We start from the raw sequence: 25,298 nt of genomic DNA, 5'->3' as shown, positions 1-25,298 counted from the left end.
GGCAGGCCCTGACGCGGGGCGGCGCCCGGCACGCTACCTTGCCGGGCATGAACTCGCCCGCCTACCCGCAGGACCGCACCGGCCGCCCGCGCGTGCTGGTCGCCAACGACGACGGAATCTTCAGCCCCGGCATCAAGGCCCTGGCGCTCGCCGTGGCGGACGTGGCCGACGTGGTCGTGGTCGCCCCGGACGTGGAGCAGTCCGCGGTGGGCCACGGCATCACCATCCGCCGGCCGCTGCGCTTCAAGCACACCGCCTCGGCGGGCTTCGGCGACATTCCCGCGTACCGGGTGGACGGCACGCCCGCGGACTGCGTGGTACTGGGTTACCACCTGCTGGGCACGCCGGACCTGGTGATCAGCGGCATCAACATCGGCCCGAACGTCGGGGAGGACCTCACGCACAGCGGCACGGTGGCCGCCGCCATCGAGGGCCTCGCGCTGGGCGTGCCCAGCATCGCCTTCAGCCAGCTGGGCCGCCCGGACGGCGAGTACAGCTTCGCCGCGGGCGCCGCGTACGCCGCGAAGCTCGTGCGGGAGGTGCTCACGCGCGGCCTGCCGCCGCGGGTGCTGCTGAACGTGAACTTCCCCGCCGGGGAGGCGCGGGGCGTGCGGGTCACGCGGGTCGGGCAGCACCGCTGGGAGGACAGCATCATCACCCGGCAGGACCCGGAGGGCCGCGAGTACCACTGGGTGGCCGGCAAGAGCCGCGCCGGGGACCTGGAGGACCTGGACACCGACGACGGGGCCGTGGAGGCCGGGTTCATCAGCGTGACGCCGGTGCGCCTGGACCTGACTGCCCGGGACCTGCTGGCCGAGGTGGCGGCCTTCACTCCGGCCCTGTAACGCCGGGGGCTAGGCGCGCGGCGTGACGCTGGCCTGCACCACGAACACCCAGGCTTTCACGCCGTCCGGCAGGGCCAGCGGCGGAACCGGCGCGGTCCAGCGGCTGGCGACCAGCGCGAGGCCCGGCTGCGCGGGGCTGGTGAGCACCTCCGCACCTGAGAAGCCCGGCTGCGCGGACAGGGTCGCGGCCCAGGCGTCCAGTCGGGCCAGGGCGTCCTCGCCCTTGAGTTCGGCGTAGTGCACGAAGTCCGGCGTGGCGGCGCGGGGCGGGTCGGCGTCAGGGGTCATCGGCCCTGAGGGTATCCGCTGCCGCCCGTCTTCATCCGGGACGTCCGCCCGGCAGGCAGCCGGGTCAGCGGTACAGGCTCATCGGGTCGCGGGGATTCCAGCGCAGGTACGTGCCGAAGTGCAGGTGCGGCCCGGTGCTGCGCCCGGTATCCCCCACCCGGCCGATGGGCTGGCCGCGCACCACCCACTCGCCCTGCTTCGTCAGGTTCGCGCTCAGGTGCGCGTAGCGGGTGATCCAGCCGTCCGGGTGCTCGATCACGACCGTCCATCCCCACCCCCGCTGGTAGTCCGGCCGGGATTCCAGCACCCGGCCGGCCCGCGCCGCCCGGACCGGCGTGCCCACCGGCGCCACGATGTCGATGCCGTAATGCTGTTCACCCTCGCCTTCCAGGGTGCGGCCGCCGAAGCCGCTGGAGACGGTGGTGTACCCCGTGACCGGCCACAGCCAGGCCGCGGACGAGCGCGGAGAGGCGGAGCGCGCGGTGGCGGCGGGCGTGGTCACCACCCGGGTGGAACGGGCTGCGGGCCGCGCCGCGGCGGGGGCCACCGTGTCCCGGCCGGTCGTCAGGTACACCGGCACCTGCCGCGCCGGGATGCTCAGCCGCGCGCCGGCCGGCACCGGCCGCCCACTGGCGTACTTCGGGTTGGCGCGCACGAGCTGCGTCAGGGTCAGGCCGTACTTCCGGGCGATCACGGTCAGGTTCTGCCCGGCCGTGACCGTGTGCGTCGTCGCGGGCGCCGACCGGTCCGGAATCTGGATCACGCGGCCCAGCTGCACCGTCGAGGACGCCCGCAGCGCCGGGTTCACCGCGCGGATGGCACTCACGCTCACGCCCGCCCGCAGCGCGATGCCCAGCAGCGTGTCCCCGGCCTGCACGCGGTACGGCGTGGCCGCCCCCGCCGCTCCGCACAGCAGCACCCCCCCCAGCACCAGACGACGCACCCCAGCCACCACACCCTTCCTCACGATGCCCCGAGCGTAAACGACGAGAGGTGAGACGCGTGGGACGCCCCCGCCCGTCTCCCCTACACTGGAGGGCATGGCTTCCGGTGCGCCGCTGGGCGTGTTCGACAGTGGAGTGGGCGGCCTGAGCATCCTCGCCCAGTTGAGGCGGGAACTTCCGCACGAGGACATCCTGTACCTGGGCGACACCGCCCACGTCCCCTACGGCGCCCGCCCCGACGAGGAGATCCGCGCCCTCACCGACCGCGCCATCACCGCCCTGCACCGACTGGGCGTGAAAGCCGTCGTGAACGCCTGCAACACCTCCTCCGCGTTCAGCCTCGACCACCTCCGCTCCCGCTTCAGCATCCCCATCATCGGGCTGGTGCCGGCCGTGAAACCCGCCGTGCAGGCCACCCGCACCGGCGTGGTCGGCGTGCTCGCCACCCCCGGCACCCTGCGCGGCACCCTCCTCGCCGACGTGATCGCCCAGTGGGCCGACCCGGCCGGCGTGCAGGTCCTCAAGGCCGTCAGCACCGAACTCGTGCCCCTCGTGGAGGCCGGGCAGGCCGGCAGCGCCCGCACCCGCGAGGTCCTGCGCGCGATCCTGCGGCCCGTCGCGGACGCCGGCGCCGACCAGCTCGTCCTCGGCTGCACCCACTACCCCTTCCTGGCAGGCAGCATCCACGCCGAATTCGGCGACCAGTTCACCCTGGTGGACAGCGGCGCCGCCGTCGCCCGCCACACCCGCAACACCCTGGACCGCGCCGGGCTCCTCCACGACCAGCCCACCCCCGGCCAGACCACGTACCTCGTCACCGGCGACCCGGACGCCGCGCGGCCCGTCATCGCCACCCTCACCGCCCCCAGCGGTCACAATGGGAACAAATCCACCCGGGCGGCCCCCCCGCTCAGAATCGAGCCGATCACCACATGACCACCCCCCAGTCCGGCAAAACCCCCGACCTGCCCCCCCGCGACGCCCGCACCCTCCTCGAACCCCGGCCCCTGAGCGTCAAACGCGGCGTGAACCCCCACGCGCCCGGCAGCGCCCATCTCATCATGGGCCGCACCGAGATTCTCGCCACCATCACCCTGGACGACAAACCCGCCCCGCACATGCGCGGCAAAAAAGAAGGCTGGCTGACCGCCGAATACTCCATGCTGCCGCGCGCCACCACCGACCGGCAGGCCAGGGAACGCAACCTCCAGAACGGCCGCCGCCACGAAATCCAGCGCCTCCTCGGCCGCGCCCTGCGCGCTGGCGTGGACCTGAAGCACTTCCGCAACCAGACCATCTACGTCGACTGCGACGTCCTCGTCGCCGACGGCGGCACCCGCGTCGCCAGCATCCTCGCCGGGCACGCCGCCCTGCACGACTTCTTCGACACCCTCATCAACACCGGCAAACTCAGCGAGTGGCCCATCACCCACAACGTCGGCGCGATCAGCGTCGGCCTGATCGGCAACGAAGTCCGCGTGGACCTCGACTACGCCGAGGACAAGGTCGCCCGCGCCGACCTGAACGTCGTCGCCACCGACACCGGCCTGATCATCGAAGTGCAGGGCGGCGCCGAGGAAGGCCCCATCACCCACGACGAGTACACCACCCTCCTCACCACCGGCGTCACCGCCGTGCAGGGCGTCATGGGCCAACTCGCCCGGGAACTGGCCGTTATTCAGGGAATGTGAATGGAGGAGAATTTGCCGGCTGGTGGGCCAACTGACATGGATGATGGCACAGTCACGCTCCAGTTCTTGCAGTTGAGCGTGCGCGCCCTGGCACAGCCTGCCTCAGTTCAGGTCATCTCGACCGGCCACTCGCCCATTGCCGGGGACGAGTTGGCAATCGACTTTGATAGCTGGTATGTGCCAGCCCTCCGGGACGGTTGCCTGGAGGACTGTCAGCCCAGCCAATTGGCCGCCCTCAAGCGACTTGACGCAACGCTCGCCGATATGACGCAACTTCAGGACCAGAAACTTTGGCTGACGGACGCCCTGTTTGAGAATCACTGGTGGTCCAGGGTGCGCGCCGAAGCTCGGCAAGTCATTGAGCTTATGAGTTGGCCGGAAGATCCGCCAGAACCGCCATTGATCATTCATGTCCCAGATTGAGAGTCATTCCAGCTTCTCCGTTCAGAACACTTTCCAGCGGTAGAAGAGGAAGCCGATGAGGGCGGAGACGAGGGTGGCGATGCCGAGGACGATCCAGATGCCGCTGCTGTCGTCGGCGAAGGGCACGGGGACGTTCATGCCGAAGATGCTGGTGACCAGGGTGGGGATGGCGACGAGGATGGTGGTGACGGTGAGGACCTTCACGACCTGGTTGACGTTGTTGCTGATCACGCTGGCGAAGGCGCCGGCCATGCTGGTGAGGATGTTGCTGGCGATCTGGGCCATTTCGATGGCCTGGAGGTTCTCGATGAGGACGTCGTCGAGAAGTTCGCTGTCTTCCTCGTACATCTCGAAGATGCGGTCGCGTTTGACGCGTTCCATCATGGCCTCGTTGGCTTTCAGGCCGGTGAGGAAGTATACGAGGCTCTTTTCGAGTTTCAGGAGGTTGAGCAGTTCGCGGTTCTGCTGGCTGTTCTCGAGTTTGTCCTCGATGGCGTCCACGCGTTTGTTGATCTGGCGGACGTCGATCAGGAAGCGCTGGGCGTTGCGCAGGAAGAGTTGCAGTGTCAGGCGGTTTTTCTTGACGGTGCTGATGCGGCGGACCATGCCGCTGAGGACGTCCTTGATGACGGGGTTTTCCGGCAGGGCGCACACGGTGACGATGCAGTGGTCGGTGTGCAGGATGCCCAGGGGGACGGTGTCGTAGGGGATGTCGCTGTCCTCGGCGAGGCGGTAGCTGGTCTGCATGATGATCAGCAGTTGTCCCTCGTCGCGTTCGAAGCGGGAGCGTTCGTCCGGGTCGAGGGGGTAGCTGAGGTAGTCGAGGTCCAGGCCGGTTTCGCGGCTGATGCGGGCGAGTTCCTCGGCGGTGGGGTCGGCGGCGTTGATCCAGCAGCCGTCGAGGTAGCCGTCGACGGTGGTGAGTTTCCCGCCGATGCTGCGGTAGTACGTCAGCATGGGTGGACCCCGGGGGTTACTTGGGTGTGGGGGTGGCGCATGGCGTCCTCCGGTGGGGTGATGGCGTGAGGCCGGGGGTCGGCAGGCGACTGGGGGGGTCCTGGTCGGGCTGGTGCTCGTTCACGTCATCACCTCCTGTGCGGGGACGGCCGCGGGCGCGGCGCGGGGCTCATCCTAGCCGTGGGGGTGGGGGGGCGGCAACCACCCGGGCGGGCGCGGCATGACAAGGCCCCCGGCCGGGGCCGGGGGCTGCGGGGCGCGGGGTTCAGAGGCCGAAGTGCGCGCGGTTTTTCTCGATGTATTCCTGTTCGCTGGCGGGCACGTCTTCTTCGGGGAAGATGGCGGCGACGGGGCAGGCGGGGACGCAGGCGCCGCAGTCGATGCACTCGTCGGGGTGGATGAGGAGCATTTCACCGGCGTCGTAGATGCACTCGACGGGGCAGACTTCGGTGCACGCCTGGTCCTTCGTGCCGATGCAGGGGCTGGTGATGACATGGGGCATGGGGACAGTATGCACACGCCTCTGGGGGGGCGCAAGGGCGCGGGCGGGGGCGTTTACTCATCTGGAACGGCGTCTAACCTGAGTGACGCACTCCGGTTTCTGGGGGGTCAGGTGGGCGGCAGGTGGCGTTCGGCGAGGGCGAGGTCGCTGTCCTTGTCCACGTCGGTGCCCACGGCGGCGTGCGGGGTGATCAGGGCGCGGGCAGGGACGCCCAGGATCTCGCTGACCTTCTCCTCGAGTTTCTGTACGGTGAGCCGGCCGGTGAGGAGGCGCAGGAGGACGCCGGGGCCGATCAGGCCGGCGAGTTTCAGGGGGGCCTTGCGGGCGGCGAGGACCTCGCGCAGGCGGGGCAGGAACTGGCCGATCAGGGCGGGGTCCAGCAGGAAGAGGTTGCCGCCGGTGAAGGTGCCGCCTTTGACCTTGACGTAGGTGCGTTTCACACCGGGGTAGGCGGCGTCACAGGTTTCGCGCCGGACGACGGGGTACACCAGGGCGGCGTCCGGCGCGGCGTCCAGCACGTCCTGCACGTGCGCAGCCTGCAGCATGGGGATGTCGGCAGTGGCGATCAGGACGCGTTCGCCGGGGGCGAGGCCGAGGGTCTGGAGGGCCTGCACGCCGGCTTCCAGGTTGGCGAGGAGGCTGCCGTGGTCGGTGACGCGGGCGTCCACCAGGGCGTCGATCTCGGGGGTGGTGGGGCCGACGTACGCGACGCGCCCCACCCGGCCGCTGCCTCTCAGGGCGTGCAGGACGTGCGCGGCCATCGGCTGGCCGCGCAGGGGAATCAGGGGTTTGACGCTCACGCCGTGCGCGGCGGCGAAGGCGTCGCCGGGGTCGCCGCCGCCCAGCACCACGGCACTCCAGCGCGGGGCGGTCACCAGGGCTTCAGGAGGGGTCATCGGGCCGAGCGTAGCAGGTTGGCGGGGGGCGTTCCGGGGACGGTCAGGGTGGCGCGGAAGCCCCGGCCGGGCGCGCTGTCCAGGGTGAGGGTGCCGCCGTGCAGGTCGGCGGCGCGGCGGGCCAGGGCGAGGCCCAGGCCGTGGCCGCCGGTGCCGGTGGGGTCGGCAGTGCGGCTGGCGTCCGGGCGGTAAAACGCCTCGCCCAGACGGGCGAGGGTGGCGGCGTCCACGCCGGGGCCGTCGTCCTGCACGGTCACGCGGGCGCCAGTGCCGGCAGATTCGACGGTCACGGTGACGGTGGCGCCGGGGGCGTGTTTCACGGCGTTCACGGTGAGGTTCCAGATGGCCTGGCCCAGCAGCACCCGGTCGCCCGGCACGGTCACGGGGGTCGGGGCGATCAGGTCCACGTCGGCGAGGTCGCCGGTCTGCTCGCCGAGTTCGCGGGCGCGGTCCACGGCGTCCGCGGCGAGGTCGCGCAGGGGGACAGGGGCGTGCTGCATGGCGCCCGGGTCGCGGGCGAGCAGCAGCAGGTGGTTGGCGAGGGTGGAGAGCCGGGTGATGTCGGTGCCGATCTCGCGCAGGTCCGCGCGGTAGCGGTCCGGGTCTCGGTCGCGCGCGAGGCTGCCTTCCACCCGGGCGGTGAGGGCGGCCAGGGGGCTGCGCAGGTCGTGCGCGGCGGCGCGCAGGAACGCCTGTTCGCGGTCGCGGGCGTCGGCGAGTCGGGCGTAGCTGCTCTGGAGGGTGTAGGCCAGCCGCCCGAGTTCGTCGCGCTCATGGGCGCCTGGCAGCGTGCGGCGCAGGTCGCTGCCCTCGCCGACCTGCCGGGCGGCGTTCTCCAGGGCGCGCACGGGGCGCAGCAGCCGCCCGGCGACGATCCAGCCGATCAGGAGGGACAGCAGCAGCGCCAGGGGCAGCAGGGCGCTCAGGGCGCGGGTGAAGGCCCGCTCGGCGTCCCCGAGGACGCGGGCGTCCGACGCGACCTGCATCAGCGCCTGCCCGCGCAGCAGGGGCCGGAACAGCGTGAGGTGCGAGCCGGACACGAAGATGCCCGGCCGGCGCAGGTCGCGCAGGTCGTTCAGGTTCTCGGGAAAGCGCGCGGTGGTCGCCACGACCACCCACTGCCCGCCCTGGGGGACGAGCACGCGCACCTCCACGTTCCGGGTGCTCGCGTCCTGATCCGCCACGCGTTCCAGCAGGTCCGGGGTGATGGTGTACCCCAGCAGGTCCGCGCCCGGCTGGCGCCGCAGGGCGTCCTCCAGCCGGGTCTGCAGGGCGGTCACGCTGCCCTGCAGCCGGTCTTCCTGCGCGCGGCGCAGCAGGTCGTTCACGGAGAAGTACAGCCCGCCCGCGACCAGCAGCACCGCCACGCCGGTCGCCAGGGCCGCCCACAGGGCCAAGCGTGCCCGCAGCGTCAGCTTCACGGAAGGCTCCGGGGCACGTTCACCGTTCCGCGCGGTACCCGCGGCCGCGTTCACTGCTGATCGCCTCCGGCGCCAGTTTGCGCCGCACGTACCGCACGTACACGTCCACGATCCGCGCCTCCCCGCCGAACTCGGGGCCCCACACGCGGTCCAGCAGGTCCTCGCGCGTGAACCAGCGTTCCGGGGCCTGCGCGAGTACTTCCAGCAGGCTGTACTCGCGGCCGGTCACGGCGACCTCCTGCCCGTCCCAGGTCACGGTGCGGGCCACAGTGTCCAGCGTGCCGCGCCCCCCGGCGAACGTGACGCGGGACGCGCCCTGGCCCCGCTCGCGCCGCGCGAGGGCGCGCAGGGTCGCCAGCAGTTCCGGCACCGCGAACGGCTTGACGAGGTACGCGTCGCCGCCCAGGTCCAGGCCCTCCACCCGGTCGGTGAGTTCGCCGCGGGCGGTGAGGAACAGGATCGCGGAATCCACGCCGCCCTCGCGCAGTTCCCGCGCGATCTGAAAGCCGTCCAGGCCGGGCAGCATCACGTCCAGCACGATCAGGGGGTACTCGCCCAGCATGGCGGCTTCCAGGCCCGCCGGGCCGGTCTGCGCCCAGGTGACCGCGTACCCGGCCTCCCGCAGGGCGTCCGCGGTCGGTTCGGCAATGCGGGGGTCGTCCTCGACGAACAGCAGGCGCATGGGGACAGTCTAGGCGCGCCGGTTAAGGGGGCGTTGGAGCGCCCCTCAGCCGCCCAGGAGCCGCACCAGCCCCCAGATCAGCGCCGCCACGCCCAGCACCAGCACGGCACCCAGGGCCGGCAGCAGCCAGGGCAGGCGGCGGCCCAGCCGGGCGCTGCGGGCGCGGGCGTCGGCCAGCACGGGCGCCGGCAGGGACCGGGCGGCCAGCGCCAGGATGGTCGGCACGATCACCACGTCGTCCCCCCATCCCAGCAGCGGCGCGACGTCCGGCAGCAGGTCCACCGGGCTCAGGGCGTACAGCAGCGCGAGGGCCGCCGCGCCCCGGGCGCGGCCCGGCGTGCGGTGGTCACGGATGGCGTACAGGAGCGCCAGGGCGTCCCGCCAGATGAAGCGAACACGGGCGATCACGTTCCCAGTACGCGGGAGGGCCCCGGCGGGTTGCGGCGCCCTACACTGAAGGGCAATCCCACCCCCTGGAGGCCCCCCCGCATGGACGTGAACCTGGAGCACTCGCTGGCCCTGCTGGACCGCACGCCCGCCACCCTCACCGCCCTGCTGTCCGGCCTGCCGGAGGGGTGGCTGCACGCGAACGAGGGCGAGGGCACCTGGAGTCCCTTCGACGTGCTGGGGCACCTGGTGGACGGTGAACGCGTGAACTGGCTGCCGCGGCTGCGCGTGATCCTGGAGCACGGTGAGGCCGGCACGTTCGCGCCCTTCGACCGCTTCGCGCACCTGAACGCCAACGGGCACCGCAGCGTGGACGACCTGCTGGCCGAGTTCACCCGCCTGCGCGGGGAGAACGTCGCGGCCGTGCGGGCCCTGCACCTGACGCCCGCGGACCTGGCGCGCACCGGCCGGCACCCGGAGTTCGGGCCGGTCACGCTGGGCCAGCTGATCGCCACCTGGACCGCCCATGATCTGGCGCACCTCGTGCAGGTGTCGCGCACCATGGCCCGCACGTACCGGGACGCCGTCGGCCCCTGGCGGGCCTACCTGTCCGTGATGGGCTGAGCCCGGAGGCCGCAGGCCTTCTGCTATACTTCGTGGTCGCAGCGGCCCTCTAGCCGCCCGGAGGTTTCAGGAATCCGGCTCGCGCCCAGGCCCCTGGGCAATCGCGAGTCCACGTGTACCGCGAGGACACGTTTACAGAACGGGAACACGCACGCAACACACTCCAAGGGCCCCCCGGGCCTGCGCTGTTGCCTGCCCACCCGTTCTCGGATTTCGCTTCCGGTTCGGGCGTGTTCCCCCATGATCCACCGCGCCCGGTTGTGGTACAGTTCTTGCTTGGTGACCTGCCTGAATCAGGCAGGGGCGCGAAGCAGGAAAGACCGGAGCAGCGATGCAGGTCGTGACGTCCCCCCGGCAGCGTTCCGGTGGCCGGGCGGCAAGGAAGGAGCAGAAGCATGTTTGCAATCATTCAGACGGGCGGCAAGCAGTACCGCGTGCAGGAAGGCGACGTCATCCGCGTCGAGAGCCTCAAGGGCGAGGCCGGCGACAAGCTGGACCTGACCCCCATCTTCGTGGGCGGCGACCAGAACGCCTTCGGCGACGCCGCCGGCAAGTTCACCGTGAACGCCGAAGTGGTCGAGCACGGCCGCGGCCCCAAGATCTACATCCGCAAGTACAAGAGCGGCATCCAGTACCGCCGCCGCACCGGTCACCGTCAGGACTTCACGGCGATCAAGATTCTCGGAATCAAAGGGTAAGGTGACCTGACATGGCTCACAAGAAAGGCGTAGGTTCCTCCAAGAACGGTCGTGACAGCCAGCCCAAGATGCTGGGCGTCAAGAAGTTCGGCGGCGAGCAGGTGCTGGCCGGGAACATCCTGGTCCGCCAGCGCGGCACCAAGTTCAAGGCCGGCCCGAACGTGGGCATGGGCCGCGACCACACCCTGTTCGCGCTGGAAGCCGGCAAGGTCGTGTTCACCAACCGTGGCCGCACCGGCCGCTTCATCAGCATCGAAGTGCCCCAGACCGAAGTCGCCGCCGACTGAACCCCGGCGTGCAGTGAAACGCCCCGCCCGCTGACCGGGCGGGGCGTTTCGCGTGTCCAGGGCCGCCCGGTCTCCGCCCCGGTGGGCGGCGTGGCATGCTGTGAGGCACAACCGGGAGCGGACTCCGGCGCCGCTCCCCCATTCAACTGACGACGCGCCCACGCGGCGCGAGCACTCGCAGGAGGTGCCTGCATGGCGTTTCGAGACGTACTGAATATTGAGGTCGCTGCCGGCAACGGCGGGGACGGCAGCATGAGTTTCCACCGGGCCAAGTACCTGGAAAAAGGCGGCCCGGACGGCGGGCACGGCGGGCGGGGCGGCAGCATCGTGCTGCGCGCCATCGAGGGCGTGGAATCACTGGAACGCCTGGTCGGGAAACGCAAGTTCAAGGCCCCGAACGGCGCCTACGGCGAGGGGCGCCTGCGCCAGGGCGCGGACGGCGAGGACGTGTACATCGACGTGCCGGTGGGTACCACCGCCTTCGACGAGGACAGCGGCAAGGTCATCGCGGACCTCGTGCGGGTCGGGCAGGAGAAGGTCATCGCCCGCGGCGGCTTCGGCGGGCGGGGCAACAGCACGTTCACCAGCAGCACCCGGCAGGCGCCGCGCTTCGCGGAACTCGGCACGCCCGGGCAGAAGCGCCGCGTGCGGCTGGAACTGCGCCTGATCGCGGACGTGGGCCTGGTCGGTTACCCGAACGCCGGGAAGAGCAGCCTGCTGGCCGCGCTGTCCCGCGCGAACCCTGCCATCGCCGACTACCCGTTCACGACCCTCTCGCCGATCCTGGGCGTGGTGGACCGCCTGGACTCGCACGGCACGCCCGCGGACGAGCGCTTCACGCTGGCCGACATCCCCGGCATCATCGAGGGCGCCAGCGAGGGCAAGGGCCTTGGCCTGGAGTTTCTGCGGCACATCAGCCGCACCCGCCTGCTGATCTACGTGCTGGACGTCACCCGCGACCCGGTGGGCGAACTGGGACAGCTGCAGGCAGAACTGCGCGCCTACGACCCGACCCTGCTGGAACAGGTGTCCCTGATCGCCCTGAACAAGACCGAACTGGTGGACGCCGACATCACGCAGATGGTCGTGGACGAACTCGCCGGGTTCGGCCTGCCGGTCCTGCCGGTCAGCGCCAAGGAAGGCGCGGGCCTGCCGGAGCTGCGCGAGGCGGTCTTCCAGATGCTGCCCGACCGGGAGCTGTGGGCGCAGACGCACGCGCTGGACATCGAATCCGACGAGGTCCGCGAGGAACCGCTGCGCCTCGTGTTCCGCGAGGACCCCCCGGCGCGCGGCGTGAGCATCGTCAGCACCGGCAAACCCGAACGGGTCTGGGAAGTGCACGGCGGCGGCTTCGAGGAACGCATCACCCGCTTCTCCCGGTACCTGGAAGACGCCGCGGAGTACCTGGGCAACCTGTTCAAACGCCAGGGCCTGTATAACGCGCTCAAACGCGCCGGCGCGCGCGAGGGCGACACTGTGGAGATCGGCACGCACCGCTTCGAGTACTTCGACGAGGACGAGAGCAACAACGGGTAACCGACACCATCAGGAGGGCGAGGCTGGAAGTTCCCCAGCCTCGCCCTCCTTCTGCGTGCGTCAGCCCTTGGTGAGGATGCGGACGGTGAGGATCTTGTCCGCGACCGCGCCGGGCACCTCGGCGTTGCTCTCGTCCATGGTGCGGGTCAGTTTGGGCAGCAGGTCCTCGCCCTGCACGACCTTCCCGAAGATGGTGTGCTTGCCGTTCAGGAAGTCGGTGGGCGCGAACGTGATGAAGAACTGCGAACCGTTCGTGGCGGGACCGCTGTTCGCCATGGCGAGAATGCCGGCGCTGTTGAAGGTGAGCTTGCTGCGGAATTCGTCCGCGAAGCTGTACCCGGGGCCGCCAGTGCCCCACTCGGCCTTCTTGGCATCGTCCACGCTGAGGGGATCGCCGGTCTGCGCCATGAAGCCCTCGATCACGCGGTGGAAGCGGATGCCGTCGAAGTAGTGGTTGCGGGCCAGGGTCACGAAGTTGTTCACCGTGACGGGCGTTTCCTGCTCGTACAGGTCCGCGAGGATCTGGCCCTTGCTGGTGTCGATCAGGGCGTAGTAGTCCTTCCCGTCCGTGAGGGCCAGGTCCGGCTCGGCGGTGAAGTCCCGCTTGGGTTCCTCGGTCAGGAAGGGCACTTCCGTGTACCCGGCGGGCACGGCACCGGGGGTGGTCACGGCGGCCGCATCGGTGGCCGGGGTCTCGGCCTCCGCGGACTCGCCCTCCGTATCCGTGGTGGGCGTCTCGGTGGCCGGGTCCGTCGCCGGGGTTTCGGCCGCGGGCGTGTCGGTGCCGGTGGTCGTCTCGGCCTTCTTCTGGCAGGCCGTGAGGGCCAGCAGGGCCGTCAGGATCAGAACAGTGTGCTTCATGCCCCTCCAGTGTACCGGGACGCGGGATGAGCCGCGTCCGTGTTGCGCGCAGGCCCTAGACTGAGGGGTGATGATCGTGACGATTGACGGCGTGGCCGCCAGCGGCAAGTCCAGCGTGTCCGGCGGCGTGGCCCGCGCCCTGGGCATCCCCTACGTCAGCAGCGGCCTGCTGTACCGCGCCGCGACCCTGCTGGGCCTGGACGCCGGCCTGGACCTCGGTGACCCCGGCGCCCTGCTCGCCCACCTGAGTAGCCATCCCGTGCGCCTGGAACCCCTCGCCGAGGGCAACCGCGTGTGGCGGGCGGACCGCGAGCTGACGGACGATCTGCACTCCACCCGCGTGGACAAGGGGGTCAGCGTGGTCGCCGCGCACCCGCAGGTCCGCGCCTGGGTGGACGACCAGCTGCGCGCCCTGCCGGAACCCTTCGTCGCCGAGGGCCGCGACATGGGCACCGCCGTGTTCCCGCACGCGCAGCACAAGTTCTACCTGACCGCCAGCGCCCGCATCCGCGCCGAACGCCGCGCGAAGGAGCGCCCCGACGACATCCCCGACATCGAGGCCGCCCTGATCCGCCGGGACGAACTCGACGCGAACCAGATCGCCCCGGCGGCGGACGCCCAGGTGCTCGACACCGGCCCCATGACCCTGGATGAGGTGATCACCACCATCCTGCGCGCCGTCCGGGCCTGAGGCCCTAGCGCAGGTTCTGCAGCAGGGCGCGCAGGGTGCTGGCCGGCCCGCCCTGCAGGAACGGGTTGAGCTGCGCGTCCCGGCGCACCGCGGCGACCGTGGCCTGCCCGCCCGGCACCAGGAACGCCAGACGGTGGGTGACCGCGTCGGGGAAGCCCTCGCCGCGGGCGAGGCGACTGCTGGAGAGTTGCAGGTTCACCCGCTGCTCGAGTTTCAGGCGGGTGGCGCGCACCTGCGCCCGCTGCGGGCCGTTCAGGGCGCGGTCCAGGGCCTGCACGGCCGCGCTGGCCTCGGCGGGACTCAGCGTGGCCTGACGGGTGAGGCGCTCCAGCACAGGCCGCAGCGCGGGCGCCGCAGGGGTCAGGACCTGGGCGTCCTGCCGGGTGACGTCCAGCAGGGTCCGGACCATGACCAGCAGTTCAAAGGTGGGCGGGGACCAGCGGGTGGGTTCAGTCATGGGCACCGCCGCAGGCGCCGGAGTGAAGGGCGCCGGGGTCAGGGGGGAGCCGGGCAGGACACGCACGGCACCCGTGACGCCCGGCAAACCCAGGGCGCCCAGCAGGAGCAACTGGCGAAACTGTAGCGTTCGTGGCATCGGGTTCCTCCCTCCTTCCCGGCCCGGCGGGCCGGGGCAGGGTTTCAGTGTGGGCGCTCGGGTTGATGGCCGTCTGACGTGCAGCGCCCCCAACAGAAAGAACCCGGTGATGCACCGGGTTCCCTGGTTTCCTCTGAGCGTAATGCTCAGGGGGCGAGGCGCTTGGCGCGCAGGGCGGGGGTTTCCTCGGGGCGCTGGGTCGGCCCCTGCACCGGGCGCATGTGATTCACGGCGCGCGCCTTGACGTTCTGGGTGTTCAGGGCGTCCACGCGGTCGTACCACTTGTAGCCTTCCACGCTCACGCCGGCGGCGCGGGCAGCGTCCAGCACCGCACGGTAACCGCTGTGCGCGAGCTGCGCAGCCCTCTGGTACTGGCGGTTCTGGTAGGCGTTGACGGCAGACTGGAAGGTCTGGTCGGCACTCTGCACGGCGCCCCGGACGCCGTCCACCTTCCCGGCGTTCTGGGTGAGGGTCAGGATGGCGTTGGTGTTCGTCATGTACGCCGTGGTCAGGTAACGGTACTGGGCGTCCCGGTTGAACTGGCCGAACACCTTGGCGAGGTTGTTGTAGCTCATGACGCTGTGCACCTCGTCGCCGGTGTTCACGAACCAGGTGTCACCGCTGGGGCCGTAGTCCTCGTTGCGTTCGCTGTCGTACCCGTCGTGCGGGTGGGACTGGCTGAGGTGGTGTCCGCCCTCGTGCACGGCGGTGTCGGTGAACCCGTACCCGGCGGCGTTCAGGTCGGGCGTCAGGAAGTTCAGGGTCATGGTTTGCGTGCCGGTCACGCCGTCGTTCACGGCCTGCCCCAGCAGCCCGAAGTTGGGGGTTTCCGGGTCACTGTCGTTGAACAGGTACGTGGGGAGGTTGTACTGGCCGGGCGTCTGGGCGGCGCGGGCGCGGATTTCCTGCAGGGCCAGCTGGAAGAAGCGCTCGCCGTCCGGGTCGGCGTAGTCGGGGGAGCAGGCATCGTCGGTGGGGAGCGGGAAGAAGCAGCGGTAAGCGTCGGCGAGGTCGCCGTCGAGCGCGGTGGTGCGCAGGCTGTTGCTCCACTGCACGAAGGGGTTCAGGACGCTCAGGCGCTCCTGCGCAACCTGCGGCTGGATCACGTTCGCGCTGGCCACGGCGTCGACGCCCTGTTCCAGGGCGAAGTCCACGTTGATGTGCTCGGGCATGTCGGGCGGCGTCAGGGCCACGCGGTACAGGGCGCTGGGCGTGAACAGCAGGTTGATCCCCACGTAACGGGTCACGAGGCCCAGGTCCTTGCTGATCTTCTCGGCGTACGCGGCGCTGGCCTTGCGGGTGCCGTACTCCCAGATGGGCGGCATGCGCTTGTCGTAGAAGCCGTCGCCGTCGAGGTCGCCGCTGCTGATGTTCCAGGCGTCCGTCCAGTAGTCCGGGTTGGCCGACTGGTCGTAGAACCACACGCGCCTGGCGTTGTTCTGGTCCGGGCTGGGCGTGCCGCCCCAGGCGACGGTGCGGCGGCTGCTGCGCGCGCCGAAGTTCACGCCGGTGTCCGTCTCGATCGAGTCTTCACGCTCATGGGTGTAGCTGTGGAACTTGAAGTCCGGGCGGCCGTACCAGTTGATCAGGAAGATGGTGTGCTCGGTGGTGTCCACGCCGATCTTGCCCGCGTTGCCGGCCAGCCACTGCTCGACCTTCTCGCCGTCCACCTCGTAGTTCCCGGTGATCTGGCGGGCCACGTTCCCTGCGGGCTGCAGGCAGCCGTACACGGGGGTGTCCTCCCCAGCCGGGCGGAACGCCTGCACCTGCGAGGGGTCCTGGCAGTTGTAGTACGCCGAGGAGATGTTGAGGTAGGTCACGCCGTCCCGCACGATGGCCTTTTCCGTGCCGTTGTCGGTCAGGAACTTGAAGAACTCGTCCTCAAACGCCGCCGAGGCGCTGACGAAGTTGTAGTCGAACTCGAAGTTGTTGCCGGTCAGCTCGTTGTTGCCGTAGAAGCTGGGGTAACGGTTGATGGTCTGGTACGTGGCGGGCAGTTCCTGCTTCATGGTGTCGAAGTTCAGGTCACGCGGACCGACCACCTGACCGGGTGAGGTGGGCCGGTACCCGATGCTGACGATGTTCACCTTCAGCTTCTGGTCAATGCTGGCCTGCGCGCCGGGGTTCAGGGTGTTGAGTCGCCCGAAAGCGGTGTCGGTGCCGGGAGCCGGCTGGCTGGGGTTGCTTCCACAGGCAGCCAGCAGACTTGCGCTCAGCAGGGCAATACCGAAGTGCTTCATGTGCATGAGATCCTCCATCAAGATGAGAAAAAGTGCTGAAGCCTCCAAGAACGGAACCCTGCGCTCTGCAAGGGCTTCTGGAGGGGTTTTATAGAGCTGTGCCGCAGAGCGTAGCACGCCAAACAGGGAATTTCTCACCTGATCTCATGTTCGTGTCAGGCATGTGCGCTTTCTGAGTCAAGATTCAAGACACTCAACCAAAAGTCATTGAATCCTTGCTCAGGCTTTAATATTTTCATCGGTTTTAACTACAGACCTATGCGATAGATTCAAGTAATCGAAGAGGGCCGCTAATCTACAGCGGCCCTCTTCAATTGATTATCCGGACTTAGCGGATGACGGTGAACTGCTGGCTGGTGTACACCTCGGTGTGGGCGGGGTTGCTCGCGTCACCCTGGGGCTTGAGGGCCTTCAGGCGCAGCTGGTACACACCGGCAGCAGCGTCCTGACCGTTGCTGAGCTTGCCGTCCCAGTCCAGGGTGGTGTAGGCGCGGCAGGACGAGGTGACGTTGGCCAGGTTGTTCGTGCAGTGGCGGCCGACGTAATCCTCGGTGAACAGGGTGTCCACAACCGTGCCGTTGGCGTCCAGCAGTTCCATGCTGAGCGTGCGGATCTGGTGAGCGAAGTTCACGACGATGTAAGGGGCGTCAAAGGTCGTGGTGGTGGTGCCGGGAATCGTCACGTCCTTGAAGGTGAAGTCGATGGGAGTGGTCACGGCCTCGCCTTCCTCGTACAGGGAGTCGGCGCCGTCGTCCGCGAAGAGGGGAGCGTTGTACGTGGCGCCGCTGATGATCAGATTCCCGAAGGAGGCCAGGGACTGGTAGTCGCCCTTGAAGCCGGCGTAGGGCACGACGAGGTTCGGGCTGGTGGTGCTTTCCAGGTACACGTACCCGCCGTACTGGGCCTTGTCGGGCGCGCCAGCGGGCGGCGTGACGACAATGTTCAGTTCCACTTCGCTGAAGGGCGGGACAACCACGGCGACGCCGCTGCCGCTGATGCTGGCGTCCTGACCGTTGATGGTCATGGTGGCGTACTTCTGGGAGGGCGCGGGGGCCAGGGTGGTGCCGGCAATGGTCAGGGCCGGGTAGTTGTAGGCGGTGTACACCTCGCGGCGGGAGCCGGTGTTTTTCAGGACCACGACCTTGCTGCGGGTGGCGAAGGTGTCGCTCTCGCCCAGGCTGAGTTTCTCGGGGGTGGCCTTCACGGCGTTGGTGTAGGCGGAGACGATGTCCAGCATGCCGGCGCCCTGACGCTGCACGTAGTCGGGCAGGCCGGTGATGAGGGTGCTGCCGTTCAGGTACGAGCGCAGCGAGGCGGTGTTCATCAGCGTGCGGCGCATTTCCTTGGCCGGCGTGTTGGGGTAGGCCTGCAGGAGCAGGGCGGCGGCGCCGGCGACGTGCGGGCTGGCCATGCTGGTGCCGCTCATGACCTCGTACCCGCCCTGTTCGAGCGGCACGGTGCTGTAAATGCTTCCGCCGGGCGCGCCGAGGTCAGGTTTGAATTCCAGGTCGGCGGACATCCCGAAGGAGCTGAAGCTGCTGCTGGCGTTCCCCGTGGGGTTAGCGATCGTGACCATGCCGCCGTCGAAGTTGACGGTCGGGTTCTGGGCGAGCAGCGCGTCGAGTTTCTTGCCGTCCGCGTTGCTGACGGACACGACGGGGATGGTGATCGCGGGGGTGCCGGCCACGGTGGGGTTGATGTACCCGGCGGCGTTGTTGTACAGGATCACGGCGGCGGCGCCGGCCTTCTGGGCGTTGCTGGCCTTCTCGTAGAACGAGCAGGTGCCGCGCTGGATCAGGACGGCTTTGCCGGTCAGGCTGTTGGCCGCGAAGGGACTGGCGCCGTTCACGGTGCAGCCGTCGTTGGTGGTGGCCGTGGTGGTCGCCGGATTCTTCGTCAGGGGCAGAACCAGGCCTTTGGTGGGCGCGGGCGCGCCGGTGGCGGCGTAGAAGCCGATCTTGCTGCCGTCGGGGGTGACGGTGAAGCTCTCGAGCTCGATCTTCGCGTTGTCCACGGATGCGACAGAGATCACCTGGTCGCCCATGGTCGGGCCGCCCATGCTGTACTGGCCGTTGGCGCCACTGTTCCCGGCGGAGGCCACGACGATCACGCCTTTCTTCACGAGGCGGTCGGCGGCTTTGGCGAGGGGGGTTTCCTTCCAGTTGTCGAAGGCGCTGCCCAGGCTCATGTTGACGACCTGCATGCCGTCCGTGTAGGAGCGTTCCATCGCGGCGAGGATCACGTCGTCGTAGCTGCTGCCGGAGCAGCCGAAGATGCGGTAGGCGCCGAAGCTGACGTCGGGGGCCACGCCTTTGAAGCCCACACCATTGCGCGTGTTGCTGGGGTCGTTCCCGCCGATGATCCCGGCGACGTGCGTGCCGTGGCCGCCGCAGTCGTCGGGGTTGTTGTCGGGCACGGCCACGTACTTGCCGTCCTTGCCATAGTCGTCACCGACGAAGTCGTAGCCGGCCACGATGCGGCCCTGGAAGGCGGGGTGGTCCACGTCAATCCCGGAGTCGATCACGCCGACCTTGACGCCCTTGCCAGTCAGCCCGAGTTCGTTCTGAGCGATGTCAGCGCCGGTCATGCCAGTGGCGTAGAACATGTCGGGGCTGAGGTTGCCGTTCTCGCCGCGCACGGTGGGGGGCAGCTGAACTTCATGGATGGGGTACACGCCAAGCACGCCGGGCATCTGGGAGATGCGGTTGATTTCAGCGCCGGTGGCGATCACGCTGAAGCCGTTAAACAGGGTGCTGAAGCTCTGCACTTCCTGATAGCGGATGCTGCGGCTGAGGGCCTGGGTGCGGAAGGTGGCCTGCTGGCTGAGGACGCTCTGGCCACTCAGGCTGGTGGGGTCGCCTTCCAGTTCCACGAACCACTTCGCGCTCTGCTGACCGGCGTCGCGCAGCGCAGCGGGAATGGGCTTGGCCGAGCCTGCAGTGGGGGTGGTGGCGTTCTGACCGCAGGCGCCCAGCACCAGGGACAGACTGAGCAGACCGAGCATTTTGACAGTGTTCTTCACGGGTTTACTCCTTCACAGTTGAGACGGGCTCAGCGGCGGGTCAGGGCAATCTGGTAGGTGTTGGTGGCCTTGTCGTCAGCCGCTTCGGGGTCGTCGTGGATGTCGAAGCTGGTCACGATCACGGTGTAGGTGCCGGTGGCGGGGGCATTGAAGCGGATTTCGGACTCCAGGCCGACGCCGCTGTCGTCATCCTTTTCAAGGATGGTCTTGCCGTCCGGCATCAGGATCTCAACGTAGGGGTCGAGGGTGCTGCCGGAGTTCACGCTGACGCTCTTCACGGTCAGCTTGAGCATGTCGCCTGCGGCCGCGTCGAACTTGAAGTAATCCATGTCGCGGCCCTGACCAGCGACCGTTCCATCAATGGGCGTACCGCCAATGGTCAGGGTGGTTGCCAGGTCGATGCTGTCGTTGGGTTCGTTTGCGTCCGTGATCGCAACTGTCACGATGGCGCTCTCGGTGCCCACGTTCCCCTGGGCGTCGTAGGCCTTGAAGTTGATGGTGTGCACGCCGTTGTCGGCGAACGCGTAGGCCCGGCTGGTGGTGTAGGGGGCTTCGGTGTCCGTGGCGATCAGGGTGCCGTTGTCGTAGAACTCGACTTTGGTCACGCCACGGTCGTCGGTGGCGGTGGCGGTGAAGGTGGCGGTACCGGGCATGGTCAGGATGCTTGGCACAGCGGCACCGACCACAGTGGGCGCGGTGGTGTCCACGTCCACCGTGATGGTAGTGGTGGCGTCCGCGGTGTTGCCCTGGGCGTCGTAGGCGCGGGCGATCATGGTGTGGGTGCCGTTGTCCGCCGCAGTGTAGCTGCGGACCGTGGTGTAGGGGGCTTCGGTGTCCGTGGCGATCAGGGTGCCGTTGTCGTAGAACTCGACTTTGATCACACCCTGGTCGTCGGAGGCGGTGGCAGTCAGGGTCACGTCGCCAGGTTCGGTGAGGGTGACCGGGGCGCCCTGGAGACTCACGGAGGGTTTGGTGGCGTCGATGTTGACTGTAAAGGTCTGGCTGGAGGTGCTGACGTTGCCGGCGGCGTCGTACGCCTTGACGACAACCGTGTGCTCACCGTTGCTGGCAGCGGTGAAGGACAGGTCGGCGCTGTAGGGGGCAGCGGTGTCCGTGCTAACCAGTTCGCCGTCCAGGTAGAACTCGATCTTGCTGACGCCCACGTTGTCCGTCGCGGTGGCGTTCACGGTGTAGCTGCTCACGCTGTTGCTCGTAACGTCCACCTGCGTGATGGTGGGGGCGGTGGTGTCAGGCACCACAACGGGGATGGTCACCATCACGCTGTCGGTCGCCTCGGCGGTGTTGCCGGCAGTGTCGGTGGCAACGGCGCGGTAGGTGATCGTGCCGTTGTCGGCAGCGGCAACGGTGGTGGTGCATTCGTAGGGTGCAGTCGTGTCCACGCACAGTTCCGTGGCTCCCCGGTAGAAGGTGACCTTGCTGACGCCGCCAGCGTCCGTGGCGGTGGCCTTGAGGTTTACGGAGCCCGCGGCGGTGACGGTGGCCGGGGTGGCGTCCAGGCTGATGGTGGGAGCAGTCGTGTCGGCCGTGGGGCCGCAACTGGCCAGCATCATTCCAGTCAGGGTGAGCGCGGAAAGCATGCGAAGTCGGTTCATGGGGTCTCCTTCTGCGGGGAACAGGACAGGCCGTCTGACACCACCGGGGATGGCCGGAGGATCAATACGAGCGTGGGCTGGAACGCGAGGACGTTCACTCAGGTGAGTTTCGTGATTTGATACAGCGTGAAGAATACGCTGTGATTCCGTGAAGAAGCAAGCGGAAATCACTTTTTCCTCACCGGGACTTCACGACCCCGGGCAGAGGCCAGGCACTCTGGAGGATCTGTCGCTCAATGGCCCGGCAGGCGGTAGACCCGGCGGGCATTGGCATCCGTCATGCGCTCCAGTTCGGCCGGGTCCAGGCCGCGCAGGTTCGCGATGAACTCCAGGGTGTGCCGGACGTACCCGGGCCGGTTCGGCTTGCCGCGTTTCGGGACGGGGGCGAGGAAGGGCGCGTCGGTCTCTAGCAGCAGACGGTCCAGGGGCACGGTGCGGGCGGCGGCGTGGATGTCGGGCGCATTCTTATACGTGGTGTTGCCCGCGAAGCCCAGGAAGGTGGGGGCCGCGCGGTCCAGGGCGAAATGCAGTAGGGCGGGGTGGCCGCTGAAGCAGTGGAGGATCACGGCCACGTCCGGCCAGGCGCACAGCACGTCCATCACGCCCCGGTGGGCGCTGTCCTGCCCGGCCTTGTCACGGGTGTGGATCACGAGGGGGTGGCCGTGGCGCTGCGCGAGGTCCAGCTGCCATTCGAACGCGGCGAGCTGCGCGGGCCGCTGGGTGTCGTCCCAGTAGTCGTCCAGGCCGCTCTCCCCCACCCCGACCACCCGCGGGTGACGGAGCAAGGCCTCCAGTTCGGCACGCGCCGCCGGGCTGTCCTGGGCCGCATCGGTGGGGTGCAGGCCCACCGTGGCATACACGTCCGGGTACTGTTCGGCCAGGGCCACAGCATTCCGGGCATGTTCCGGGCTCGCGCCGATGCAGACCATGGCGCTCAGGCCCAGTTCCCCGCGGGCGCTGGCGGGGTCGTCCAGGTAGTCCAGATGGCAGTGCGTGTCGATCACGTCAGACAGCGTACCCGGGGCGCGAATGGGCGCCGGGGTGAGTTCCCATGTCGAGTCAGCTGTACCCCACCACTCTCATGAAGGGCGCCCTTAGATTGCCTGACGTGCCACAGCCCCAGCAGAACCAGGAAGCGCCCACCAGGCGCAGGGAAATCCGGCCCCAGCCGGCGGCGCGGGCGGGTGTGAACCTGACCCGCCTGGGCGGCCTGACCCTGGCGGGCATCCTGGGTGCCTCTGTGCTGTTCACGCTGCTGCCCACCGGCAACCGCGCCGGCGCGCAGACGGCCGCCACCCTGCAGGACGTCAGCCTGGACCTGTACCCGGCCCGCGACCAGGACGCCGTGTGGACCTTCACCGCGCGGCAGGTCACGAACGACCCGGTGAAGGGCGAGACGACCCTGACCGGCCTGGGCACCGGGGAACGCCTGCTCCGTGACCGCGGCCCGGACGGCGCGTTCAGCGGCGAGGAGCACCTGGACGCCCGGCTGCTGGCGCAGGGCATCACCATCGACAGTCAGGACAACATGCTGATGCCGCAGGCGAAATTGCAGCTCGTGAAGGAGTGTGCCGACATCGTCCTGACCGGCACCCGTGACAAGCCCGTGAAGATCGAGCAGGGGTACGGGTTCACCGCTCCGAAAGCCACTGTGAACAGCGCCTCCATGACCGCGGACATCGAGCCGCTGGCCATGGATTACGACTTCAACATCCTGAAAGACGCCGCCGTGCACATGCGCGCGGACCTGGACGCCCCGGAAGTGTGCCTGAACGGCCAGCGCGTCCCCGCCCGCACGCCCTGAACCGACCGACCCCCTGAGGAGACCTCCACCATGAAAAAATCCGCCATCAAATCCGTGTTCCTGACCCTCGCCCTGTCCACCACCCTCACCGGCGTGCTCGCGCAGACCGGCGCCGTGCAAAAACGCCTGATCGACATTCAGGGCACCCTGTCCGCCGCGTCGAACATGCGCACCGGCCCGTGGAACTACACGGGGAACGTCACCGGCACCGTCAGCACCCTGAAGATCAAATCCCAGCAGGCCAGCCTGACCGCGCCCAGCGGCCAGGCGCTGGTCGAAGCCAAGGGCAAGCGCACCGCGACCTTCGGCGGGAACGTGCAGGTCACCCGCGGCCGCCTGACCGCCGGCGGCGAGAAGCTCGTGTACAGCGAAGCGGACGGTACCGGCATCCTGACCGGCGGCGCGCAGGCCACCTTCGTGCCCGAGAAGAAGGAGGACGGCGACACGGTGAGCATCAAGGCCACCCAGATGAGCCTGGACGTGGACAACAACATGTCCACCAGCACCGGCAGCGTGAGCCTGACCAACGGCGCGCAGAGCGGCAAGGCCGACAAGCTGGTCTTCGACGAGGACAAGGAACTCGCGCAGCTCACCGGGACCCCCAGCCTGACCCGCGCCGCCAAGGGCAACCGCAAGGAGCTCACCATCACCGGGCAGGAAGTGCGGGCGCTGACCAAGGCCAAGACGCTGTACGTGAAAGGCAAGGTCAAGATCGTGCAGGGCAACCTGACCACCACCGGAGACGCCGTGTACTACGACGACAAGAAGGACGTGGCGTACGTGGTGGGGAACGCCGTGAGTGTGGACAGCAAGAGCAAGGCCACGGTGCGGGCCGGCATCCTGGAGCAGCGGACGGATCTGGCCCGCGTGCGTCAGGTGGCGACATTCAAGATCCCGGCGGAACAGTTCAAACTGCGCAGCGAGAAGTAAGCTCAGGGGAAGGAGGCCGGGTGCTGCACATCACACGACAACAGCTGGGCCGACTGGTGCTCGGAGTCAGTCTGACTCTGGGCGCCCTGTCACCGGCAGTCTGGGTGCAGGCGCAGGTGGCCGCGCCCCCGACTGAACAGCCGGAGGCGGAACCGAGCGAACCGGCCTCCGACGCGGAGCCTGCCGGCGAGGAGCGCCCGCCCAGCCTGTCGCTGGTGCGCAAAGGCAAGGATGACAAGGACCGCGAGATCCTGATCCAGAGGACCTCGGCCTCCGCGGAAACCGGGGTGTTCGCCCTATGCGGCCCGCAGGAGGACGAGCCGGAAAACGCGCCGAGCGTGGCAGTGTTCAGTGAGACTGGCCCTGAGGGAGTACGGATCACGATCGACAAGAACGTGATCCGCGTTCCGCTGGCGGTCGTGACGCAGCGGACCCGCGAGAACGGCGAGGCAGGAGATGGGCGGGTGGAGGCCAGTGCCGGTACGGCCCGGTTCCTGGACGAGGTTCCGGAAGGCGCCAAGGAGCGGCTGGCCCGCTGCGCGGTGGAGGTCAGCCCAAAGCCTGCGCCGGACACCGTGTTCGTGACGCAGGGCAAAACCCAGTTGCGCGGCCAGAAGCTCGTGTACGACGAGACGGACGGCGTGGCCCGCATTGACGGACCGATCACGTTCGCCCGGGAGAACGGCGAGGATTCCCTGAGTGGGAAGAGTGACCGGATCGACGTGAACGTGGACGAGGAGAAGACCGTCCTGATCGGGAACGTGGAGCTGCGCAGCAAGGGCGGCCGCGTGAGCAGGGCCGCGCGCGTGGAGTACGACGACACGGCGAACCTGGCGCGGCTGTACGGCACGCCGGAACAGCCGGCGGAGAGCGTGCTGGGCAAGGACGTGTTCCGCGCCGGGGTGATCCTGTACTACCTGGACCGGAACGAGGTGTACTCCGTGAAACCGGAGGGCGGCACGATCACCGGGGAATTCCAGGATGGGGAGAGCAGCCCGGCCACACCGTCCACCCCCTGATCTCCAGCCGCAGCGAAAGGGCGCCCCCACTACTCGGGGCGCCCTTAGTTATTGCCCCTGGGTCAGGGGTGGCGGACGGTCAGGACCGGGATGCGGCTGCGGCTGACGATCTTCTCGGCGCTGCTGCCCAGGAAGAAGTGCTCCAGGGCGCCCTGGGCGTGCGTGCCGACCACGATCAGGTCCGCGCCGCAGCGTTCGGCCGCGTCGAGGATGCCGGTGACCGGGTCGCCGGTGAGCAGTTCGGCGTCCTCGCCTTCCAGCACGATGCGGCTCAGGCGCTGGGCGTCGGCGTGCTCCAGGGTGCGCAGCAGTTCCGGGTCGGGCGTGGCGGCGGTCACGCCG

General features: G+C 68.9%; 27 protein-coding genes (1 of these 27 running past the window's edge). 12 read left to right on the top strand and 15 right to left on the bottom strand.

All coding sequences use genetic code 11. The annotated features are described in order from the left end of the window. Window positions 1–47 precede the first annotated feature (47 nt). Window positions 48–845, top strand: a complete 798-nt coding sequence (gene surE / locus DFI_RS01880; protein ID WP_043779269.1) for a 5'/3'-nucleotidase SurE — start codon at window positions 48–50, stop codon at window positions 843–845. Window positions 846–854: 9 nt separating this feature from the next. Here the strand turns inward: surE and DFI_RS01875 are convergent, their stop codons facing one another. Then, window positions 855–1,133 (bottom strand): hypothetical protein, encoded by a 279-nt coding sequence (locus DFI_RS01875; RefSeq protein ID WP_027463915.1) that lies wholly within the window; start codon window positions 1,131–1,133, stop codon window positions 855–857. A gap of 64 nt (window positions 1,134–1,197) precedes the next feature. Further along, window positions 1,198–2,100, bottom strand: coding sequence for a LysM peptidoglycan-binding domain-containing M23 family metallopeptidase (locus DFI_RS01870; RefSeq protein ID WP_244940296.1), 903 nt, complete (start codon window positions 2,098–2,100; stop codon window positions 1,198–1,200). 73 nt (window positions 2,101–2,173) lie between these two features. On the opposite strand from DFI_RS01870, the gene murI reads away from it, so the two are divergent. The 3 genes from murI to DFI_RS01855 are packed head-to-tail and all read left to right on the top strand — an operon-like array spanning window position 2,174 to window position 4,191. After that, complete coding sequence (gene murI, locus DFI_RS01865; RefSeq protein ID WP_027463913.1) at window positions 2,174–3,013, top strand: glutamate racemase; 840 nt, start codon at window positions 2,174–2,176, stop codon at window positions 3,011–3,013. Then, complete coding sequence (gene rph, locus DFI_RS01860; RefSeq protein WP_043779267.1) at window positions 3,010–3,768, top strand: ribonuclease PH; 759 nt, start codon at window positions 3,010–3,012, stop codon at window positions 3,766–3,768. Before murI ends, rph begins: the two co-directional genes overlap by 4 nt. Continuing rightward, window positions 3,769–4,191, top strand: a complete 423-nt coding sequence (locus DFI_RS01855) for a hypothetical protein (RefSeq protein WP_118375817.1) — start codon at window positions 3,769–3,771, stop codon at window positions 4,189–4,191. It abuts the gene before it with no gap. 21 nt (window positions 4,192–4,212) lie between these two features. On the opposite strand, the gene DFI_RS01850 is transcribed toward DFI_RS01855, so the two are convergent. From DFI_RS01850 to DFI_RS01825, 6 genes are all read right to left on the bottom strand, one after another. Continuing rightward, on the bottom strand, window positions 4,213–5,148 hold the full coding sequence (locus tag DFI_RS01850) for a magnesium transporter CorA family protein (protein ID WP_022800384.1): 936 nt from the start codon (window positions 5,146–5,148) through the stop codon (window positions 4,213–4,215). Window positions 5,149–5,413: 265 nt separating this feature from the next. Further along, a complete protein-coding gene (locus DFI_RS01845; protein ID WP_022800385.1) occupies window positions 5,414–5,650 on the bottom strand; it encodes a ferredoxin in 237 nt (78 codons plus the stop codon). Window positions 5,651–5,757: 107 nt separating this feature from the next. Then, window positions 5,758–6,546: an NTP transferase domain-containing protein gene (locus tag DFI_RS01840; RefSeq protein WP_027463910.1), complete on the bottom strand. Its 789-nt coding sequence runs from the start codon at window positions 6,544–6,546 to the stop codon at window positions 5,758–5,760. Beyond that, window positions 6,543–7,967 (bottom strand): sensor histidine kinase, encoded by a 1,425-nt coding sequence (locus DFI_RS01835; protein ID WP_027463909.1) that lies wholly within the window; start codon window positions 7,965–7,967, stop codon window positions 6,543–6,545. The genes DFI_RS01840 and DFI_RS01835 overlap by 4 nt, the downstream gene beginning before the upstream one ends. Before the next feature lie 19 nt (window positions 7,968–7,986). Continuing rightward, window positions 7,987–8,649, bottom strand: coding sequence for a response regulator transcription factor (locus DFI_RS01830; protein WP_027463908.1), 663 nt, complete (start codon window positions 8,647–8,649; stop codon window positions 7,987–7,989). A gap of 45 nt (window positions 8,650–8,694) precedes the next feature. Continuing rightward, the gene (locus DFI_RS01825) at window positions 8,695–9,057 is read right to left on the bottom strand and encodes a YkvA family protein (protein WP_027463907.1); all 363 of its coding nucleotides are present in this window, start codon (window positions 9,055–9,057) and stop codon (window positions 8,695–8,697) included. 81 nt (window positions 9,058–9,138) lie between these two features. On the opposite strand from DFI_RS01825, the gene DFI_RS01820 reads away from it, so the two are divergent. The 4 genes from DFI_RS01820 to obgE all read left to right on the top strand — a co-directional run bounded on the left by DFI_RS01820 (window position 9,139) and on the right by obgE (window position 12,181). Then, a complete protein-coding gene (locus tag DFI_RS01820) occupies window positions 9,139–9,660 on the top strand; it encodes a DinB family protein (protein WP_022800390.1) in 522 nt (173 codons plus the stop codon). 395 nt (window positions 9,661–10,055) lie between these two features. Then, window positions 10,056–10,358 carry a 50S ribosomal protein L21 gene (gene rplU, locus DFI_RS01815; RefSeq protein WP_022800391.1) on the top strand — a complete coding sequence of 101 codons (303 nt, stop codon included), beginning with the start codon at window positions 10,056–10,058 and terminating at the stop codon, window positions 10,356–10,358. Window positions 10,359–10,369: 11 nt separating this feature from the next. Continuing rightward, window positions 10,370–10,645: a 50S ribosomal protein L27 gene (rpmA, locus tag DFI_RS01810; RefSeq protein WP_022800392.1), complete on the top strand. Its 276-nt coding sequence runs from the start codon at window positions 10,370–10,372 to the stop codon at window positions 10,643–10,645. A 192-nt stretch (window positions 10,646–10,837) separates the two neighbouring features. Continuing rightward, window positions 10,838–12,181, top strand: a complete 1,344-nt coding sequence (gene obgE, locus DFI_RS01805; protein ID WP_027463906.1) for a GTPase ObgE — start codon at window positions 10,838–10,840, stop codon at window positions 12,179–12,181. A gap of 60 nt (window positions 12,182–12,241) precedes the next feature. Here the strand turns inward: obgE and DFI_RS01800 are convergent, their stop codons facing one another. Continuing rightward, on the bottom strand, window positions 12,242–13,042 hold the full coding sequence (locus tag DFI_RS01800) for a peptidylprolyl isomerase (protein ID WP_027463905.1): 801 nt from the start codon (window positions 13,040–13,042) through the stop codon (window positions 12,242–12,244). 70 nt (window positions 13,043–13,112) lie between these two features. On the opposite strand from DFI_RS01800, the gene cmk reads away from it, so the two are divergent. Continuing rightward, window positions 13,113–13,733, top strand: a complete 621-nt coding sequence (gene cmk / locus DFI_RS01795) for a (d)CMP kinase (protein ID WP_027463904.1) — start codon at window positions 13,113–13,115, stop codon at window positions 13,731–13,733. Between the two features lie 4 nt (window positions 13,734–13,737). On the opposite strand, the gene DFI_RS01790 is transcribed toward cmk, so the two are convergent. From DFI_RS01790 to DFI_RS01770, 5 genes are all read right to left on the bottom strand, one after another. Next, window positions 13,738–14,190, bottom strand: a complete 453-nt coding sequence (locus tag DFI_RS01790) for a hypothetical protein (protein WP_155864591.1) — start codon at window positions 14,188–14,190, stop codon at window positions 13,738–13,740. 284 nt (window positions 14,191–14,474) lie between these two features. Further along, window positions 14,475–16,574 (bottom strand): zinc metalloprotease, encoded by a 2,100-nt coding sequence (locus tag DFI_RS01785; protein ID WP_027463902.1) that lies wholly within the window; start codon window positions 16,572–16,574, stop codon window positions 14,475–14,477. Between the two features lie 322 nt (window positions 16,575–16,896). Continuing rightward, window positions 16,897–19,590 carry a S8 family serine peptidase gene (locus DFI_RS20905; protein ID WP_027463901.1) on the bottom strand — a complete coding sequence of 898 codons (2,694 nt, stop codon included), beginning with the start codon at window positions 19,588–19,590 and terminating at the stop codon, window positions 16,897–16,899. A 29-nt stretch (window positions 19,591–19,619) separates the two neighbouring features. Then, complete coding sequence (locus tag DFI_RS01775) at window positions 19,620–21,203, bottom strand: Ig-like domain-containing protein (protein ID WP_027463900.1); 1,584 nt, start codon at window positions 21,201–21,203, stop codon at window positions 19,620–19,622. Between the two features lie 233 nt (window positions 21,204–21,436). After that, window positions 21,437–22,207 (bottom strand): TatD family hydrolase, encoded by a 771-nt coding sequence (locus DFI_RS01770; protein WP_027463899.1) that lies wholly within the window; start codon window positions 22,205–22,207, stop codon window positions 21,437–21,439. Window positions 22,208–22,311: 104 nt separating this feature from the next. Here DFI_RS01770 and DFI_RS01765 point away from each other — a divergent pair, with 104 nt between their 5' ends. The 3 genes from DFI_RS01765 to DFI_RS01755 are packed head-to-tail and all read left to right on the top strand — an operon-like array spanning window position 22,312 to window position 24,956. Beyond that, a complete protein-coding gene (locus DFI_RS01765; protein ID WP_022800401.1) occupies window positions 22,312–23,007 on the top strand; it encodes a hypothetical protein in 696 nt (231 codons plus the stop codon). A 30-nt stretch (window positions 23,008–23,037) separates the two neighbouring features. Beyond that, window positions 23,038–23,937 (top strand): LptA/OstA family protein, encoded by a 900-nt coding sequence (locus DFI_RS01760; protein WP_027463897.1) that lies wholly within the window; start codon window positions 23,038–23,040, stop codon window positions 23,935–23,937. A 20-nt stretch (window positions 23,938–23,957) separates the two neighbouring features. Continuing rightward, the gene (locus DFI_RS01755) at window positions 23,958–24,956 is read left to right on the top strand and encodes an LptA/OstA family protein (protein WP_244940295.1); all 999 of its coding nucleotides are present in this window, start codon (window positions 23,958–23,960) and stop codon (window positions 24,954–24,956) included. A gap of 62 nt (window positions 24,957–25,018) precedes the next feature. Here DFI_RS01755 and DFI_RS01750 read toward each other — a convergent pair whose 3' ends face one another. Continuing rightward, window positions 25,019–25,298: the 3' portion of a universal stress protein gene (locus DFI_RS01750; protein ID WP_022800404.1), read on the bottom strand. The gene runs 176 nt beyond the window's last position; 280 of the gene's 456 nt are visible here — the last part of the coding sequence; the start codon falls outside the window, past its right edge; the stop codon is at window positions 25,019–25,021.

The sequence above is a fragment of the Deinococcus ficus genome (assembly GCF_003444775.1).
Lineage (GTDB): Bacteria > Deinococcota > Deinococci > Deinococcales > Deinococcaceae > Deinococcus > Deinococcus ficus.
Note: the sequence above shows the minus strand (reverse complement) of the source record. Positions and strands in the feature narration are given on the sequence as shown.